Source organism: Bartonella sp. AP88HLJMH, assembly GCF_042195605.1.
In the GTDB taxonomy this organism is placed as follows: Bacteria; Pseudomonadota; Alphaproteobacteria; order Rhizobiales; family Rhizobiaceae; genus Bartonella.
Window position 1 is genome coordinate 102,319 of the sequence record NZ_JBHIOR010000005.1, and the last position, 19,239, is coordinate 121,557.

Consider the following 19,239-nt stretch of genomic DNA (forward strand, 5'->3'; position numbering starts at 1 on the left):
CTTGTTTATAACTTATAATTTACCCTTGACTTTACTTCAAATATTAACAATTGGGAATATAGCTGGGGAGTTTTTTTAAATCTTCCATAAACTTTTGTTTTTATCTCATCTATTATCTAGATTTACAACTCTCCAACTCTTCAGGAGGTACTTTATCATGACTGAAATCAAAACGGCCTTCGACTTCAAAAATTTTTCTCCTGAAGCTCTCGCTGAAAAGTTAAAGAACCAGCATTTTGCAGACTCTATTGATATCATCAATGACCTCGATATCATGGAACGTGTAACTATTCTTAGTCTTCTGCCTCTTGATTATGTTATCGAACTTTTTGATAAACCAGAGCTTGAGCAACCTGCTGCCATCCTAGAACTTCTCCCTATAAATCGTGCTGTTGAAATTCTTGATGGCATGTCTGCCGATGCTGCTGCAGACGTCTTTCAAGAAATGGATAAGGAAACCCGCACACGACTTTATGCCTTGCTTAACCCCTTAACGCGCGCTGAACTTAAAAAACTCACCAGTTATCCTGATCATACAGCAGGAGCACTGATGACAACAGAGTTTATAGCCGTTCCTTCAAACTGGACCATACAAAAAACTTTGGATCACATTCGTGAGGTCGAGCGAACACGTGAAACAGTTTATACCAGCTATGTAATTGACCCCAAAACAGGTACTCTTCTCAAAGCTGTTTCCCTGCGTAACCTTATTCTTGCCTCACCTGATGAACAAATTCTTAATGTCCCTACCCATGACTCGCCCATTACAATATCACCTTTCACACATCATGAAGATATCGCACGCCTTTTCCAGCGCCATGATCTTCTCTCTGTGCCTGTAGTTGATGAAAGTAACCATGTCATTGGCATTGTAACCGTTGATGACGTGCTTGATACTATGGTCGATGAAATGAATGAAGATGCCTATAAATTTGGGGGTATGGAAGCACTTAATAAGCCCTATATGCAAATTAAGTTTCCTGAAATGATGAAAAAACGCGGAGGCTGGCTCGCTTTACTCTTTATCGGTGAAATGCTGACAGCAAGCGCTATGCAACATTTCGAAACAGAACTCGAAAAAGCGATTATTCTTACACTGTTCATACCTCTCATTATGAGCTCAGGAGGAAATTCCGGCTCACAGGCTACATCCCTTATTATCCGTGCATTGGCTTTACGTGAACTCACGTTGAAAGACTGGTGGAAAGTGATCATTCGTGAAATTCCAACAGGACTATCCCTTGGTCTCTTACTAGGAATTATTGGTGTTACGCGCATTGCTCTTTGGCAAAAACTAGGTATCTACGACTATGGCCAACATTGGATTGCTATTTCGACAACAGTGGGTACAGCTTTAGTTGGAATCGTTACCTTTGGTTCTCTTTCTGGATCTATGTTGCCTTTTATTCTTAAAGGTTTAAAATTTGATCCAGCAAGTGCTTCTGCTCCTTTTGTGGCAACTTTAGTAGATGTCATGGGCATTATAATCTATTTTTCTGTAGCTTCTCTCATTTTGTCAGGAACTCTTCTTTAAACATGTAAAGTAAAAACTCTTACTTATGGAAAAATCTTGTCATGTAACCTAAGATTCTTTCCATAAGAGAATAAGCTTTATTATTTATTTTCTAGCGCACCGCTCTATAGATAATTTATTATTTTTTTGAATAACAGCTCCGAATAACGTAATCTTACCTCATCATAAAGCTTCTCATATTAAATCGATTAAAGTCATCTTCTTGCCAGACACAAACGAGATCGGTGTATGGCTAAAAACTATTCAAGAAAAAATAAAATACTTCTTATATCCTCTCTCTCTCGTATCAAAAACTGGCGCAATATTGACAGCTGAGAAAGAATAATAATGATGATACTCAACAGGCTTTATATTTCTTCACAAAGGCGTTAATAGTATACTATTCGCGTATATTATATCATTTATGAGCCCTATCATGGAATGGATGTAGGTACGTTAAGCAATCTCTCTTAAGTACATGAATATGCAACAAAAAGTATATGCTGTTTAAAGTGTTCTGTTTGGCATGAAAAGCATACTCCTATTAGAGAGTGTAATTAACAAAAGTAAGGCAATGCACTATCTCCATGGTTTAAAAGATATTACTTTAGATGCTTTTGAAATTATAAATTGGATTAACAGCAAAGATGGGAATTTTCTTTGGATGCCTTCATATTCTTTCTAAATAAGACTGTATGCCGAGTTCATAAATAAATCAAACAGATATAACTCTTGCCCAATCTGGCATACAAAAGCTAGAGCTTCTTATAAAATTCTTAATCATCTCAATATTTGCCTCAAATACACGGTTGCATTAGATCTGGATTTTGATTGACAAGTTATAGAATAAGAAAAAGCTTTATTTAGAATAAAAATATTGTAAAATTGTCAATAAATTGGCTATGGATTGAGAGATATTCCGGATTTTTATCAATCTCTTTGCAAAACAACAACAATAATACAGCTAGCTTTATACTTACTCTTACAAGAGCTCATATAAATTCCTTGTGTCATATTGATAGAAATCAAGTTGACGGTGATTTTTTGAATAATTCTTAGCTCGAGAATAGAACATACGCACTATAAAAATCCTTTTACGAAGCTTCAGAAATTGAAGCTCAATAGAGCCTTAAAGACTTGGATAAATAGTTTTGCCATAAAAATATTGCCTCCATCTTCCAAAATTATAAAAAAACATGTAAAAGGTTTTCTAATAGTCAGGCAAAGAATGTAAAGACTTTGCCTCAAATGAAATTTCATTAAACGAAAAGAAGAAAATTTATGCAATTGCGTAACATTGCCATCATTGCCCACGTTGACCATGGGAAAACAACGCTTGTAGACGGGCTTCTCAAGCAATCAGGAAACTTCCGTGATAATCAGCGTACAAGCGAACGTATGATGGATTCAAACGATATTGAGAAAGAACGCGGAATTACAATCCTAGCGAAAGTGACATCTGTTGTTTGGAAAGATACTCGAATTAATATTGTTGATACACCAGGACACGCTGACTTTGGTGGAGAAGTTGAACGCATCCTCAATATGGTTGATGGAGCCATTGTACTTGTTGATGCTGCTGAAGGACCAATGCCACAAACAAAATTTGTCGTTGGCAAAGCATTGAAAGTAGGATTGCGCCCTATTGTTGCTATTAATAAAATTGACCGACCGGATGCACGCGTTGATGAAGTCATCAATGAGGTTTTTGACCTTTTCGCTGCTCTTGATGCAACCGATGAACAGCTTGATTTTCCTATTCTTTATGGATCTGGACGCGATGGATGGATGGCTGAAGCCCCTGAAGGACCAAAAGATCAGGGTTTAGGTCCTTTATTTGATCTTGTGACGCAGCATGTCCCTTCTCCTAGTGTAGCAGAAGGACCGTTTCGCATGATTGGAACTATTCTTGAAGCGGATCCGTTTTTGGGACGAATTATTACAGGACGGATTCATTCTGGCTCTTTAAAACCCAATCAAAATGTCAAGGTTCTTGGACAAGATGGAAAACTTTTAGAAACTGGGCGTATTTCAAAAATTTTAGCGTTTCGTGGCTTAGAACGGCAACCTATTGAAGAAGGAAGTGCTGGTGATATTGTTGCGATTGCAGGTCTACAAAAAGGTACCGTTGCTGATACTTTCTGTGACCCTACTGTCAATGAACCCCTTACTGCCCAACCAATTGATCCTCCTACTGTTACTATGAGTTTTCTCGTCAACGATAGTCCCCTTGCTGGAACTGAAGGCGATAAAGTAACTAGTCGTGTCATTCGTGACCGATTGTTAAAAGAAGCAGAAGGCAATGTTGCTCTTAAAATTGAAGAATCAGCCGATAAAGATTCTTTCTACGTTTCAGGACGAGGAGAATTACAGCTTGCAGTTCTTATTGAAAATATGCGCCGTGAAGGATTTGAGCTTAGTGTTTCACGTCCACGTGTTGTTATGCAAAAAGATGAAAATGGAATAACTCTTGAGCCAATCGAAGAAGTTGTTATCGATGTTGATGAAGAATATTCCGGTACTGTTGTACAAAAAATGTCTGAACGTAAAGGCGAAATGGTGGAATTACGTCCTTCTGGAGGTAATCGTGTCCGCCTTGTCTTTTATGCACCAACCCGAGGACTCATTGGTTATCAATCTGAACTTTTAACGGACACACGTGGTACAGCAATTATGAATCGCCTTTTCCATGCTTATGAACCTTATAAAGGAGACATTGCTGGTCGTGTTAATGGTGTTATGATTTCAAATGATAACGGTGAATCTGTCGCTTATGCTCTTTTTAATCTTGAAGATCGTGGACCTATGATCATCGATGCGGGTGTTAAAGTCTATCAAGGTATGATTATTGGCATCCACTCACGAGATAATGACTTAGAAGTTAATGTGTTAAAAGGGAAAAAACTCACCAATATGCGCGCTTCCGGAAAAGATGAGGCCGTAAAGCTAACGCCTCCAATTAAAATGACATTAGAACGCGCCTTATCGTGGATACAAGATGATGAGCTTGTGGAGGTAACCCCTAAAAATATTCGTCTCCGCAAACTCTATCTTGATCCTAATGAACGTAAACGTTTTGAAAAAACACGTGCATCAATTTCAAGTTAATTTCATAATCTCTTTGGTAAAATATTTATAAAATATTTAATTGTATTGAGCCTCACTATATTCCAGAAAGGATGTCTCTATGAATATTAAGGAAATACCCGTAGGCAAAAATCCACCAGAAGATATTAACGTTATTGTGGAAGTCTCCCTTGGTGGGCAGCCAGTAAAATATGAGATGGATAAAAAGTCTGGTGCATTATTTGTTGACCGTTTTCTTCATACATCAATGGTTTATCCTGGAAATTACGGTTTTGTCCCTCATACGCTTTCAGATGATGGTGATCCTATTGATGTCCTTATCTGTAATACCCGTCCACTTATGCCTGGTTGTGTTATCAATGTTCGCCCCATCGGAGCTCTAATGATGGAAGATGATGGTGGTAAAGATGAAAAAATTATTGCCATTCCCACTACAAAATTAACAAAACGCTATATCAATATTCATGACTATACAGACCTGCCCGAGATTACACTCAAACAAATTGAACATTTCTTCAAGCATTACAAAGATCTGGAACCTGGAAAATGGGCTAAAATTGAAGGATGGCGTGATAAAAACTTTGCTCATGAATTAATTAAGCAAGCTGTTGAGCGCAATAACAAAATATAACGATTTAATAAAATAAAGCCTATAAAAAATAGGCTTTGTTATTTATTTTTTCTACGAGATGTAATCTCTAAAGGATTGCCATATCTGCTTTAGCTCTTCTAAATGTGTTGAAAAGTAAAGTTGTTTGTAGCGAGATATTGCACCGTTTTTCAGAGAAATAGAAGAAGATGGGATTCTCCACTGCTTCGCAAGAAATTTAATGAGAGCTTTATTCGCTTTTCCATCTTCAGGAACAGCACGAAGGCGTATAACCAGATATTGTTTTTCACCATCCCTACATTCAACCCCTATTATTTTGTCAACAGATGATTTGGGAATGAGATATACAAACAAAATCAAGTTATTTTCATCAACTTGATAAAACATGTATTCGCCTCAAGTAATATTTCTATACATACATGTTTGCGTAAACGCGCCACATAAAAGTACGAATAAAATAAATAATAATGAACACTACAATAGGTGAAATATCAATCGTTCCCAAATTTGGTAAAATTTGCCGGATACGGCTTAGAACGGGATTTGTAAGACGATATAGAAAGCTTCCTATCAAAACAACAAAGCGATTGCGCGAATTTATGATATTAAAGACATAAAGCCAAGAAAAAATGACACTAGCGATTAAAATATCGATATAAATCTCAAAAATCAAATCAATCGTTCGAAGCAATGCATAAATCATGCGTCATCCCTTTCAATCAAGGAAACAGAAGAGCGTATAGAAAACCTTCATTAAAGCAGGTCTGTGTATCAAAAAATGGTTTTATATTTCAATACTCTTTTTTCTTGAATAAAAACCAAGCATCTAAATTCTTCATCTCTCTATTTAATGACGATGCAGTTAGAAAACAAATATCAAAATTAAAAATAGCACATAAAATAGAAGAAACGGCAAAAAATCTGAATATCCCTTATAGGATTAATCTTAAATCTCATCGTTTTAATTATTAATTATAAAAAACAAACAAACTAAAAACGGCCTTTTAAAGGCCGCTTTTAGTTTTAAAATTATTTCTGCAAAGCAGTCAAACGATTAAGAGCACTGCTAAAACCATCTAGCTGAACAAATAAATCATTCAAAGCTGGTTCACCTGCAGCAGCAATTGTCATCGCCAACTTTAACTGTTTTCCAGAACGTAAAGCTGCTACGTGATTTTTGTCAAAAACAACAGGAACCACACAACCTGCTGGTACACAAGTCCGGATACCGGTTTCGATAACAGCTTTTCCCTCATCAACTTGTAAACGAACAGGTTTAGAAACCAAAATGCCAAAAGGAACTGTTAAATTACCAGATACAACACCCTCAGCATCGAGAGTAAGGCCCATAGCCACAACAACACGCCCCTGCTCATTTACTTCTTGACGGTGCATAAAACAAATTCTTTTCCCTTCTTGTATACCACAGTTAATAGTCCACAAACCGTAGGTTTCAGTCAAAGAAGAAGCTCCATTTGGCAATGTCGCTGCCGCATCTTTTGATGCAGGAGGCTTTGAACTTGTTGCAAATGCAACAGATGAAATACTCAAGAGAGTAAAAACTATAAGTAAATTAAATAACTTTTTCATTTTATATTCCTGTTCTTTACATAAAAGATAAACATGTTTATTATTTATTATAATATAAAGCATCTTAATAAAAAAAGCTTTCTCATAATCATATAGCTTTTATAATGGTCTAAGGCTACCTCGAAATTCGCTGACAACTTTCGTATAAACGTGCTTTTTAAAAGAAACAGCAATCAACGGAAGGGTTTCTAGATCAATCCATTTCCATTGATCGAATTCCGCTTTATTGCCATCTGGTGGCGGATTAATCGCAATTTCAGAAAGCTTTCCTGTAAACTGGAAAGCAAACCATTTTTGTATTTGCCCACGATATTTATTTGTTAATGTGCACCCAATAAGTTCTTGTGGAAAATCATAATGGAACCAATTTTGTGCTTCTTTAATCAACTTTACAGATCGAATACCCGTTTCTTCATAAAGTTCACGATATGCCGCATCTAATGGTTTTTCATCTTCATCAATCCCTCCTTGAGGAAGCTGCCAACGATGAGATATGTCAATATCTGCATCTGCATGAATGGGCATCATTAAACGACGCCCAACCCACACTTTCCCCTCATGATTAAAGACAACAATCCCAACACATTTGCGATATGGAAGAATCTTCAAATTAATATCTGCATCCATTTAATATTCCTCAAAATCGCAAGCTATAGATATCAATTCTCACTTTAACACATCCTTATTGGGATCTGGTGGAAATGCTGCATTTGCCATTTCACCTCGTAACAGTTTATAAGCCTCATTCAATTGAATATCATCTTTAGGGTCTTTGGGAACAAAAGCAGCTGAACCAGATCCTTTATTACTCTCTCGTTTTCCTTTGATATGTCCTTTTAATGCAGACTCACCAACTTTTACATCATAACCTTTATATTTTTCAGGGAGTGGTTGCTCTACAATAATATCAGGTGTGATCCCTGTTCCTTGAATAGAAGTGCCTGATGGCGTGTAATAAAGTGCTGTTGTTAAGCGTAAAGCCCCATTTTCACCCAAAGGAATAATTGTTTGAACAGATCCTTTACCAAAAGACTGCGTCCCTAAAATTGTTGCACGACGATGATCTTGCAATGCACCCGCAACAATTTCAGAAGCACTTGCTGAACCACCATTAATAAGAACAATGAGCGGTTTTCCATTGATGACATCCCCTGGCTTCGCATCAAATCTTGTCACATCACTCTTTTTGCGCCCACGAGTCGACACAATTTCACCTTTATTGAGAAAAGCACTCGAAACATTAACAGCTTGATCTAAAAGCCCACCCGGATTAAGCCGCAAATCAAGGACATAACCTTTTAGCTTATCTTCAGGAATTTTAGATTGGATATCTTTAATTGCCGCTAGAAGATTATTTAATGTCTGTTCAGAAAACTGGATAACTCTTAAATATCCAATATCACCTTCAACCCGATATTTCACCGCTTTTACTTTGATAATATCACGAACAATCTTCACTTCAAATGGCTTATCAACGCCAGAACGAATAATTGTTAAGGTAATTGGTGTTCCAGGAGCACCTCGCATCTTATTAACAGCTTCATTCAATGTTTGACCATTCGTTTGTACATCATCAATTTTTGAAATAAGGTCTCCTGCTAGAATACCTGCTTTTGAAGCGGGAGTATCATCCATTGGTGAAACAACTTTAATTAAGTTTTTTTCCATAGTGACCTCAATACCAAGACCTCCGAACTCTCCTTTCGTAGAATCCCGCATATCCTTGGCTTCTTCAGCATTCAAATAAGATGAATGAGGGTCCAGTGATGTGAGCATGCCATTGATAGCATTTTCAATAAGCTTTTTATCATCTGGAACTGTAACGTATTGCATACGCACACGCTCAAAAACATCGCCAAATATAGCTAGCTTTTTATATGCATTATCTTCATTATTCGCAGCAACAGACTGCACCATAATCATTGAACAGGCGCCGAGCAATACCCCAGCGACCAAAAGAATAACTTTACGAATCATTTTGGCTCCTTCTTATTTTTTCAGTCTGCCACCAAGGAGTTGGATTTACAGGTTTTCCCTGCTTTCTAAACTCAATGTAAAGCATTGGAGAAGTTTTTCCTATATCCAATGCAACACTATTTGAAATAAATTGCATTTCCATTATACCCAGAGGCTCACCTGAAAGAACAAACTGCCCCTGTTTTACATTAATTCTCGACATTCCAGTAAGAATGATATGATAACCATTTCCAACATTGAGAATGATTAAATGTCCGTAAGAACGAAATGGCCCAGCAAAAGCAACAAAAGCATCCACAGGTGATATAACAACAGCTCCTGACTCTGTTTCTATCGTTTCACCAAAGCGCGTAATCTGCGAACTTTTGTTAGAGTGATGTATTCTTTTTCCTGAAACAGGAAAAAGTAAAAAACCTTTTCGGCTTTCAAAATTGGACTGTTCTAACAATTGCAAACTTTTCCGTACCTGTACTGATGCATCAGAGCTAAGTTTTGACTGACGGTCGAGCTCTAAAATCAATTCTTCTAAAGACTGCGCTTTTTTAGCAAGAGCAATATTTTTTTGTTGCTGTTCTGTAAGTTCTTTTTCTGATTTTTTTTGTAGTTTGTTTTTTTGGTCTAATAAAAGCTCTAGACGTTTTCGCTGCTCTGCTTGATTTTGCAGCTTTGTCTTTAATGCCTTATATTCCGTAGTAATGGAATTACTCAAATTGGTCAACTCCTTGAGTTTTTCTGTTAAATCTCGTGTTTTCTCTTGCATCTGAGGAATAACGGTACCTAATAAAACAGAACTACGTATAGAAGCCAACGCGTCCTCTGGCTGTATCATAAGAGCAGGAGGCGGATTCAATCCCATACGCTCCAAAATTGCAAGAACTTCCGCAAATTCAGCACGACGATTTTTTAAACTTTGATAGACTTGTACCCGCTTTTCTATCATTTTTTTAAGCTTTTCTTCCCTTTTAGCAATATCATCTGCTACTATACGTTCTTCTTTAGCCGCCTTTATGAGTGCATCACTCAAAACACGTTGATCTTTTTTTAAATGCTCAACTTGATGCATAAGAAAAGCAACACGCTCACGCGAAAGTGAAATATTTTGGCGAATTTCTCCTAATTCTTTATGGACTTCCGTACTCCTCATTGTATCTTCCGCATGCGATACAGAAAAGCAAAAAAATATACTCAAGAGCAGAATGACAAATATGACGCACTCCTCATATAAATATAGCATCTTTCTATGAAGAAGCTTTTTCATTTGCAAAAACCATGACACCTCATCGTATACATTAGAGATGCTTTAAATGGTGTCAGCTAAAACAATATTAATAAACATATAAATAAGTGCTAAAAATTGAACAAAAATATTAAAAACGATGATACGGATGATTATTTTCAATTGTTACAGCGCGGTAAAGTTGTTCTGTAAGAAGAATGCGTGCAATTTGATGTGGCCACGTCATCAAACCAAAAGATAAAAGAAAATCAGCACGCTTCCTTATTTGTTCATTATGCCCATCAGGTCCTCCCAAAGCAATGACGACATCTCGAATGCCCTCATCACGATAACGCCTCAATTTTTCAGAAAAAGAAATTGACGAAATCGATTCTCCACGCTCATCTAACACAATTAATCGACATTTTTCAGGTAAAAATTCAATAAGTTTTCTCCCCTCTTCCTCCATACGTTGATAAACTGTTTGAGCACGACTTTCTGGTATCTCTTGTAACTTTTTTAAATGAAAGCCTATATCTCCAGAAATTTTAGAAAAACGATCCAAATAATGCTGAACTAATTTTTGCTCCGCCCCACTTTTCATACGACCAACCGCAAAAATAGAAATTTGCATTTTAATGATCTCCGAAGAGAAGCAAAGCCGTATCGTTTAAATCCGGCGTCATCCATATTTTTTCTAAATTATAAAAAAGACGAATTTCTGGACGAAAAAGATGAATGATAATATCACCTGTATCAATCAATACCCAGTCACCTCCAGCAAGCCCTTCTACACGCGCAAGCCCCTGCCCACTATCTTTCCAAGTATGTAATAAATGATCAGCAACAGACGATACATGACGCTGCGAATTTGCTGAAGCTATGACCATATAATCAGCCAAAGATGACTTCCCTCGAATATCAATAGCAACAATATCTTCTGCTTTTGTATCTTCTAAACTCTTGAGAATAACTTCAAGACTCTCACTAACAGAAAAAACTTTTTTTTCTTTTGAAGGCATAATATCGTAAGAGTGTTTGTGTGCAACGTTTTTCAGATCAATATCCTTTCTTATCGTTGTGGAATCTAAAAAAGAGACTTCTCTAAAGAGAAGCAGAATCTTATGAAATGTTCAAGAAAAATCATTCTTCTTCAAACGAAGGTTTGTTGAAGATTGAAAAGATAAAGGTCCATGCAAATAAGTCCAAACTGGTGGCTTGATAAAAGGTAATCGCTTACTTTTTCTCTCATCCAAACGAAAACGGCGATAAATATGTGCCATAGGAGAGGAAAGTGCTGACCGATTGCCTAAAGGACGATCAATAATCGCAATAGGAAGCATAGAGACGATATCATGCCATCGATACCAATGATGTATCGTCGCAAAACTATCTGCCCCCATAATCCATACAAAATTTACGCCACTGTAATGGGTAAGAATATGAAAAATCGTATCTACTGATACTTTGCTCCCTATAGCCTGTTCAAAACCTGTTAAGCGAATTTTTGGATGGTCAATAAGTTTAAAACTTAATTGCATTCTCTCCTCTAAAGAGAGCAACTGTGTACAATCCTTCAAAGGATTTCCTGGAGTGATCATCCACCATAACTGATCAAGATGCAAACGCCGAATGGCAATTTTTGCAACAAGAAGATGCCCCGCATGCGGTGGATTAAAGGAACCACCAAAAAGACCCACAACATTAGATCTTTCAACATGTGGCATACAATTTTTCCATGGAAAAAATGGTGTTCTCAAGCTCTAACCTGACCATTTCCTTTAACGTGATATTGAAATGATGTTAGCTGTTCAACACCTATGGGACCACGTGCATGCATTTTTCCTGTTGCGATACCAATTTCCATTCCAAAACCAAATTCACCTCCATCAGCAAATTGTGTAGATGCATTGTGTAATAAAATAGCTGAATCTAAATGATTAAAAAAATTCTTCACCACTTCTAAATCCTCAGCAATAATCGATTCCGTATGTCCTGATGAATAACGCTTGATATGAGAAATGGCTCCCTCAACACCCTCAACCGTTTTAACAGAAAGAATAGCATCAAGATATTCATGCGACCAATCTTCTTCAGACGCTAATTTGACATCTGGTATAAGAAAAACAATATCTTCTGTGGCGCGAATTTCACATCCCTTCTCCTGTAAAGCAGTTAAAACAGGAAGAAACTTTTTTAATGCTTGGCTGTCAATGAGAACTGTCTCAACAGCACCGCATATCCCTGTTCGCCGCAGCTTTGCATTTAAAACAATATTGCGTGCCATATCTAAATCTGCCGATTTATCAATATAAATATGACAAAGTCCCTCCAAATGAGCAAAAATTGGAACACGTGCATCAGACTGAACACGGGCAACAAGGCTCTTTCCACCACGTGGTACGATCACATCAATCGCTCCATCCAATCCTTTGAGCATTCCCCCAACGGCAGCACGATCTGTCGTTCCAACCATTTGGATGGCATCTTTAGGTAAACCAGAGCGTTCTAAACCTTGTACCAAAGCTAAATGAAGAGCATGAGAAGAATGAAAGCTATCCGAACCACCGCGCAAAATCGCAGCATTGCCAGCTTTTAAGCACAAAGCACTCGCATCAACTGTAACATTTGGACGACTTTCATAAATAATGCCAATCACACCAAGAGGTGTTCGTACACGACTTATATGAAGCCCATTTGGACGCGTCCATTCATCCATCACTTGCCCAACAGGATCAGACAAACGAGCAACTTGGCGAACACTGTCTATCATTGCACGTAAACGCAAATCATCTAATTTTAGCCGATCAATCATTGCAGCTTTCAAATTATTCTGAGCAGCATTCTCTAAATCTTGACAATTCGCCCGTAAAATTTCATCTGACTGAGCCTCTAGACTTAAAGCGATCATTTCTAATGCATTGTTCTTTTGCTCAGAAGAAGCAACGGCCAACGCTGCAGCGGCATAGCGTGCTTTTTGTCCCATATCTTTCATTTGTTCTTCTAAAGTCATCGTAACATCCACTCTGCCAAAACAATAAAAACAAAAGTAACTTTTTTAAACAGTATTGGTCAAGCAACGTACAATCATATCATTACGATGCACCATAGCAGAGCGCGCCTCATACCCAAGAATAGCTTCAATTTCTTCACTTTTATGTCCTATAATGCGTACAGCCTCATCTTTGTCATAGCTTACAAGTCCACGCGCAATCTCAACCCCATTTGTATCAACAATTGCAACAGTATCCCCACGTTGGAAATTTCCCTCAACGGCAATAACCCCTGCAGCTAATAATGATTTTCCTGATTCAAGGGCCCTAATGGCTCCTTGATCAATCGTCAAAACACCAGATGGATCTAAATGACCAGAAATCCATGTTTTCCAAGCATTGACAGATTTCTTACTTGCCGCAAAAAAACTCTTGCGTTCACCTTTGTCAATTGCAGCAAGGGGATTCATACGCTTGCCTGAGGTGATAATCATCGCCGTTCCAGCAGCATTAGCTATTTTTCCGGCTTCAAGCTTAGTCTTCATTCCTCCCCGTGAAAACTCTGAAGCAGCAACATCTGCCATTTTTTCGATATCATGCGTAATGGATGCAACAAAAGGTATAAATTCAGCCGTAGGATCACTATGGGGAGACTTTGTATAAAGACCATCAATATCGGATAAAAGTATTAAAAGATCTGCCCTCACCATTGTTGCCACACGTGCAGCTAAACGATCATTATCACCATAACGAATTTCAGTTGTTGCAACAGTATCATTCTCATTAATAACAGGCACAGCTCCCAAATATAAAAGCATCTCAATCGTTGCACGTGCATTGAGATAACGCCTTCGCTCCTCCGTATCAAATAAAGTGAGCAAAATTTGGCCTATTTTGAGCCCATGTTGAGCAAGCGCATCACCATAGGTTTTTGCTAACTCAATTTGCCCTAAAGCAGCACATGCCTGGCTTTCTTCCAATTTCAAAGCCCCCTTAGGAAGCTGTAGCAATGTCCTTCCTAAAGCAATAGCACCTGAAGACACCAATAATATCTCTACGCCTTTTTTGTGCAATTCAACAACATCATTGATCAAGCTTTTAAGCCACTCAACCCGTAAACCTGCTTGAGGATCAACCAAAAGGGCAGATCCAATCTTGACCACAATACGTTTATAGTGTGTAAGTTTTTGCGATCCAACAGCCATCTCAATCAATCCTGCTATCCCCACCGTTCTCCTCTTTGCGTGATATTTCAATAATATGTGCACCAGCACGCAGCACATTTTCTAAACCTTCGCGGCTAACCGCAGAAAACATCATAACTGGTTGATCCGCTGCTCTTTGCAAAGCTTCCCGTTTAGCTTCACGCTCTTCATGAGCGAGAGTATCTATCTGGCTTAAAGCTACAATTTCAGTCTTATCACTTAGATTATTTCCATATGCCTCAAGTTCATGACGCACAATTTGATACGCTTTTGCTACATCTTCTTCTTGAGCAGAAATCAAATGAAGGAGCACACGACAACGTTCCACATGTCCTAAAAAACGGTCTCCAATTCCTACACCTTCATGCGCTCCTTCAATCAATCCCGGAATATCAGCCAAAACAAATTCACGACCATCAATTCGTACAACACCAAGATGAGGATGTAGAGTGGTAAAAGGATAATCTGCAACTTTTGGCTTTGCCGCCGTTACAGAAGCTAAAAAAGTTGATTTTCCGGCATTGGGTAAACCAACAAGTCCCGCATCAGCAATTAACTTCAAACGAAGCCATATTGCACGCTCTTCTCCAGACAAACCTGGATTTGCACGACGCGGTGCCCGATTTGTCGATGTTGTAAAGTGAAGATTGCCAAAACCGCCATTCCCTCCTTTTGCAAGGCGATAGCGCTGTCCCACTTCCGTTAAATCACATATTAACGTTGCATTATCTTCTTCAAAAATTTGAGTCCCAACCGGAACTTTAAGGATGACATCATCACCCTTCTCACCCGTCATATTACGCCCCTTGCCATGTCCCCCTGTTTTTGCTTTAAAATGCTGTTGGTAGCGATAATCAATCAGCGTGTTAAGTCCATCAACAACAAGAGCCCAGACATCACCACCCCGTCCTCCATTCCCTCCATCAGGCCCCCCAAATTCTATGAATTTTTCACGGCGAAATGATACTGCTCCAGAACCTCCATTACCAGAACGAATATAAACTTTAGCTTGATCAAGAAATTTCATTGGAAACACTCACTGAGGAATCAATCTCTCTACCTCTATAGGCAATACATTAATTTTACCAGTTTTTCATCATTGATAACAGAAAAACTGTCACTATCGCTGATAACTCTTTGAGAAAAAAATCATCGCATTTAAATAGGTTAAGTAAAATTAAGTCTTCTTAAAAGAAGGTGCTATTCTTGTACTTTTGTTTTTCCCTTAAATTCAAGTGCTAGAAGATAAAGCTCTACTGATTCTGATCGGCTTGCGGGTGGTTTAACATGGTAGACTTTTTTAAAATGCTGTTTTAATCTTGCAAGAAGAGTGTTTTCTGCTCCCCCTTGAAAAGCCTTTGCTAAAAAATATCCCCCAGGCTTGAGAACCGAAAGAGCAAAATCAGCCGCAACTTCACATAAATAAATCGTTCTTAAATGATCCGTCTGACGATGACCTGTTGTTGGCGCTGCCATATCAGAAAGAACCACATCCGGTTTTGTCCCTAAAGTTTCAATTAATTTCTGCGGTGCATCTGTATGCAAAAAATCCATTTCCAACATGGCAACTCTAGGTAATGGATCAACATGTAAATAATCAATACCAACAACGCTAGGATCCTCATCACTTGACCCTACTATACGCTCAACCACCTGACACCAGCCCCCAGGTGCTGCTCCTAGATCAATAACCTTTTGACCTTTTTTCAAAAACCTATAGCGCTCATTAATTTCAATGAGTTTATAAGCCGCACGCGAACGATAACCATCTACTTTTGATTGATGGACATAAGGATCATTCAGATGCCTCTCTAACCATCGTCGTGATGAAGCTTTAATGGTTCCTGCTTTCTTTTTTACGCGCTGATATAATTCATGTGACCCTGAACCTCCATAGCCACCTCTTGGTGTTTTTGTTGTTTTTTTCATCGTTATTCATTGTCTCCATATTTAATTCTCTAACGCTTGAAATCTCTGCTCCTTCTATGACGACACCATACTCCATCGCGTAACATTAGCTCTATCAAAATTCCTTCCCTTAATCCACGATCAGCAACTCTTAAACGCTGACTTGGCCAAACTTCCCGAATAACATCTAAAATTGCACAACCAGCTAAAACTAAATCTGCTCTCTCGCGTCCAATAAAAGGGCTTATGACACGTTTTTCTATATCCCATGATAATAGGCGTTGTGTCATAAGTGTAATGTCCGCATCATTCATCCAAATGCCATCCACTTTTTTCCTATCATAACGCTCTAAATTAAGATACATTCCTGCTAAAGTCGTAACCGTACCGGAGGTTCCCAAAAGATGAAACTTTGAACCTTGTGCTAACTCTCCTAATTTATGACGATCTGAAAAATTATTTAATAACCCTCGCACATAACTTTTCATTTTTTCAAAATCGTCTAAGCTAATATCATTCCCTCCAAAACGTTCAGCAAGCGTAACAACACCAACAGGAAGAGAAGTCCAAGCGATAATTTGTCGAGCTAAACGAAAAGAACGCTTTTGAGAAACATCAAGTAGCACAATTTCTGATGATCCTCCTCCAATATCAAAAAGCACAATTGCGTCAGTATTTGGTTCAACAAGTGTACTACACCCTGTAACAGCAAAACGCGCTTCTGTTTGCCGATCAACAATTTCCAATTCAAGACCTGTCTCCTCCAAAACACGCTGAATAAAATGTCTACCATTTTCTGCAGAACGACAAGCTTCCGTTGCAATCAAGCGATAACGCTTAATATGCCTTTGTTTTAGCTTTAAATGACAAATCTTTAATGCTTCAATCGCACGATCCATAGCTTGTGTATTAAGAAAACCGTTATTTATTAAACCTTCTCCCAATCGTACAATACGAGAAAAAGCATCAACAACACGAAAATATCCAGGTTTACTGGGAGATGCGATAAGAAGACGACAATTATTTGTTCCGAGATCAAGTGCCGCATAAAGAGGTGGAGATTTTACTGAATGGAACCGTCGAAGAAAAGGTGCTTTGAGTTTTTTTGTTTTTTGAGCACCTATCATTATCTGATTATGAAACTCAAAAGCTGCCTCAGATTGAACAAAAACCTGTTTCTGTTCATAATGTTTTTTTCTCTGTTGTCTCTTTATATCAACAAGGACAGAGTATGCCTCTGTTCGTGACAATGCAGAAAGATTATTTGTATTACTACCGCACTGATCATACAATTGATCTGCTTTGGTATCGTATATTTCTCCTTGCTTTAACTCTTTTGAACCATAATTTAACGGGGTCATGTCCCTTATCCCTTGAGCGTTCCCCCAATAAATAAACGCGAAAACTCTTCTGCTCATTCCTAAATAAAGCAATAATGCAGCATCAAATGATATATACAAGAAATCATTCTTTCTTTTTCTATCATTAAAATTTTCTACACTAACATCATTCAGATTTTTGTATAATCTTTCGGTTGTTTCCGTGAAATCATGCATCTCTTTATGAACTTAAAACTATAAATTAATCGTTTACGTTCACATCAATTTTTATAAATTATGCTCTTTTCTTGATACCATTCACACGGAGCACACCTCTATTGTAACAAACCTACACTATCATACTATTTGCTGACTCTTAAGGTTACAACAACCTATACATTAGTACGGTTTATAAGAAAAAAATTTTTTTTGTTATCCACACACAAACCTCGTTTGTTATATGCAATGAAATGGCTTTGATTATGCTGGAATAAAAGTTCCGTAGTACTACAAAATGCAATTACAATAGCTGTTATTTCGTGAATACCAATAAAAACTATCGTTCAAAAAAACTCTAGAATTATAAATTTATCTGAAAAATATTAATTCTTAATCAGACCGCTTTAAAAATCCATTTTAAGCTTAAAAAAAGAATTTAGTCTACTCATTATTATAAGGAATAAATCGAGTATTTCTAATCTTTTTTACTTTTAATAACTAACGAAATCATTCTTTAAGCATTACGGGAAACACTAACTTGATTTTCTATTACATATAAAGAACTTACTGTGACTTTATATTCATAAAACTCTCACTCTTTCCAATAAATCACCTCGATATCATATTATATAAAACTTCTTACTTATTTGACCTTATAATTTACACTCAAAAATATAATACAACAATTTATGGAAAAATGACTCTTGTTAAAAATACTCGATGGATTCTAAGGACGGAAAGAATTAAGTGCTGCATTTAACCCTTTAAATGGTACAGTAAAAGAAAATACCTTACCTTCTTTAGTTTTATAGGAAATACGTACCTTATTGTTCTGCTCTATTTGTTTAGTCAAAACTGGCCCTACAGGTGATTGTGCCAAACAAACCGTTTCATTACATTGCGTATAATTAATAAGAACAGGTTTTTTAACACCTTTTACAAACATTTGAATCGGAACATTTATATCAGAATTTGGCAATGTTCGAAAAAGCATCACTGCTTGACCACTTGTCGTAGAAACAAGAGACCAACTAAAAATGGTATTTCCTTCTTGATCATGAACCGTCTGTGTCACATTACATATACCTTGCTTATGTTTAAGCTTTTGTTTTTCGTCACAAATCAAAGTCCAATCATAAAACTGCATAATAATTCGACGTGTTTCGCCAGGTTCTCCCTTAGGTATCGATAAGTGCGGTGGATGCACTGTATAAATATTATTGTTCTCGTTGGCAAAGCTTTCGCTCTTGCCTATTAAGGCAAGAGCAAACAGAACCTTTACTAACATACTTCTCGTTTTTACAATAACAGCCATTTTTTCTATTATCATCTCAACCTCAGAGTAATTCCAGCGCCTATTCCCCAATGACCTCCAGCACTTGTCACAGATACATTCGAGCGAATATTTCCATCTTCAGATGTATAACCAGCACCAATAGCAAGTGCAGATTGACTGCGCCATAAACCACTCCCAAATGAAACACTTAAAGATCCTGGTATATCATAGTAACGTAAGTTGGACACCGCTAGACCAATAGCAGCAGCTTGTCTTGCTTCTTTCCGAACATCCTGAATAGCATAATTCAATGTCTCAAACTTTAT

19 protein-coding genes are annotated in these 19,239 nt (G+C 37.6%); 3 read left to right on the forward strand and 16 right to left on the reverse strand.

Annotation, left to right across the window (positions count from 1 at the left end; translation table 11 throughout):
• Positions 1-157 precede the first annotated feature (157 nt).
• The 3 genes from mgtE to ppa all read left to right on the forward strand — a co-directional run bounded on the left by mgtE (position 158) and on the right by ppa (position 5,231).
• Positions 158-1,534 carry a magnesium transporter gene (gene mgtE, locus ACFIMA_RS04040; protein ID WP_375606748.1) on the forward strand — a complete coding sequence of 459 codons (1,377 nt, stop codon included), beginning with the start codon at positions 158-160 and terminating at the stop codon, positions 1,532-1,534.
• Positions 1,535-2,794: 1,260 nt separating this feature from the next.
• Positions 2,795-4,621 (forward strand): translational GTPase TypA, encoded by a 1,827-nt coding sequence (gene typA, locus ACFIMA_RS04045; protein WP_330168603.1) that lies wholly within the window; start codon positions 2,795-2,797, stop codon positions 4,619-4,621.
• Between the two features lie 79 nt (positions 4,622-4,700).
• Entirely contained in the window at positions 4,701-5,231 is a 531-nt protein-coding gene (gene ppa, locus ACFIMA_RS04050; RefSeq protein ID WP_375632267.1) for an inorganic diphosphatase, read from the forward strand.
• Between the two features lie 51 nt (positions 5,232-5,282).
• Here the strand turns inward: ppa and ACFIMA_RS04055 are convergent, their stop codons facing one another.
• From ACFIMA_RS04055 to ACFIMA_RS04130, 16 genes are all read right to left on the reverse strand, one after another.
• Complete coding sequence (locus tag ACFIMA_RS04055) at positions 5,283-5,597, reverse strand: DUF167 domain-containing protein (RefSeq protein ID WP_375632266.1); 315 nt, start codon at positions 5,595-5,597, stop codon at positions 5,283-5,285.
• A gap of 22 nt (positions 5,598-5,619) precedes the next feature.
• Positions 5,620-5,913: a YggT family protein gene (locus tag ACFIMA_RS04060; RefSeq protein WP_375652491.1), complete on the reverse strand. Its 294-nt coding sequence runs from the start codon at positions 5,911-5,913 to the stop codon at positions 5,620-5,622.
• Positions 5,914-6,239: 326 nt separating this feature from the next.
• The gene (locus ACFIMA_RS04065; protein ID WP_273790632.1) at positions 6,240-6,800 is read right to left on the reverse strand and encodes an invasion associated locus B family protein; all 561 of its coding nucleotides are present in this window, start codon (positions 6,798-6,800) and stop codon (positions 6,240-6,242) included.
• A 99-nt stretch (positions 6,801-6,899) separates the two neighbouring features.
• Positions 6,900-7,427: an RNA pyrophosphohydrolase gene (locus tag ACFIMA_RS04070; RefSeq protein ID WP_375611860.1), complete on the reverse strand. Its 528-nt coding sequence runs from the start codon at positions 7,425-7,427 to the stop codon at positions 6,900-6,902.
• Between the two features lie 39 nt (positions 7,428-7,466).
• On the reverse strand, positions 7,467-8,777 hold the full coding sequence (locus tag ACFIMA_RS04075) for a S41 family peptidase (protein ID WP_273790634.1): 1,311 nt from the start codon (positions 8,775-8,777) through the stop codon (positions 7,467-7,469).
• Entirely contained in the window at positions 8,767-10,011 is a 1,245-nt protein-coding gene (locus tag ACFIMA_RS04080) for a murein hydrolase activator EnvC family protein (protein WP_375693124.1), read from the reverse strand. Before ACFIMA_RS04080 ends, ACFIMA_RS04075 begins: the two co-directional genes overlap by 11 nt.
• 133 nt (positions 10,012-10,144) lie before the next feature.
• A complete protein-coding gene (gene rlmH, locus ACFIMA_RS04085; RefSeq protein WP_375632265.1) occupies positions 10,145-10,627 on the reverse strand; it encodes a 23S rRNA (pseudouridine(1915)-N(3))-methyltransferase RlmH in 483 nt (160 codons plus the stop codon).
• A gap of 1 nt (position 10,628) precedes the next feature.
• Positions 10,629-11,015 carry a ribosome silencing factor gene (gene rsfS / locus ACFIMA_RS04090; RefSeq protein WP_375610572.1) on the reverse strand — a complete coding sequence of 129 codons (387 nt, stop codon included), beginning with the start codon at positions 11,013-11,015 and terminating at the stop codon, positions 10,629-10,631.
• 111 nt (positions 11,016-11,126) lie between these two features.
• Positions 11,127-11,720 (reverse strand): nicotinate-nucleotide adenylyltransferase, encoded by a 594-nt coding sequence (locus tag ACFIMA_RS04095; protein ID WP_375613273.1) that lies wholly within the window; start codon positions 11,718-11,720, stop codon positions 11,127-11,129.
• Positions 11,721-11,749: 29 nt separating this feature from the next.
• Positions 11,750-13,006, reverse strand: a complete 1,257-nt coding sequence (locus tag ACFIMA_RS04100; protein ID WP_375652489.1) for a glutamate-5-semialdehyde dehydrogenase — start codon at positions 13,004-13,006, stop codon at positions 11,750-11,752.
• Positions 13,007-13,051: 45 nt separating this feature from the next.
• Positions 13,052-14,191, reverse strand: coding sequence for a glutamate 5-kinase (gene proB, locus ACFIMA_RS04105; RefSeq protein WP_375652542.1), 1,140 nt, complete (start codon positions 14,189-14,191; stop codon positions 13,052-13,054).
• Between the two features lies 1 nt (position 14,192).
• Positions 14,193-15,218, reverse strand: a complete 1,026-nt coding sequence (gene obgE, locus ACFIMA_RS04110; RefSeq protein ID WP_375632262.1) for a GTPase ObgE — start codon at positions 15,216-15,218, stop codon at positions 14,193-14,195.
• A gap of 173 nt (positions 15,219-15,391) precedes the next feature.
• Positions 15,392-16,120 (reverse strand): RlmE family RNA methyltransferase, encoded by a 729-nt coding sequence (locus ACFIMA_RS04115; protein ID WP_375611866.1) that lies wholly within the window; start codon positions 16,118-16,120, stop codon positions 15,392-15,394.
• Between the two features lie 29 nt (positions 16,121-16,149).
• Positions 16,150-17,460 (reverse strand): Ppx/GppA phosphatase family protein, encoded by a 1,311-nt coding sequence (locus ACFIMA_RS04120; RefSeq protein ID WP_375652488.1) that lies wholly within the window; start codon positions 17,458-17,460, stop codon positions 16,150-16,152.
• A 904-nt stretch (positions 17,461-18,364) separates the two neighbouring features.
• Complete coding sequence (locus ACFIMA_RS04125) at positions 18,365-18,967, reverse strand: invasion associated locus B family protein (RefSeq protein WP_375632260.1); 603 nt, start codon at positions 18,965-18,967, stop codon at positions 18,365-18,367.
• Positions 18,964-19,239: YadA-like family protein (locus ACFIMA_RS04130; protein ID WP_375613268.1), on the reverse strand; the 276-nt coding region annotated here is incomplete at its 5' end. The genes ACFIMA_RS04125 and ACFIMA_RS04130, both read right to left, overlap by 4 nt.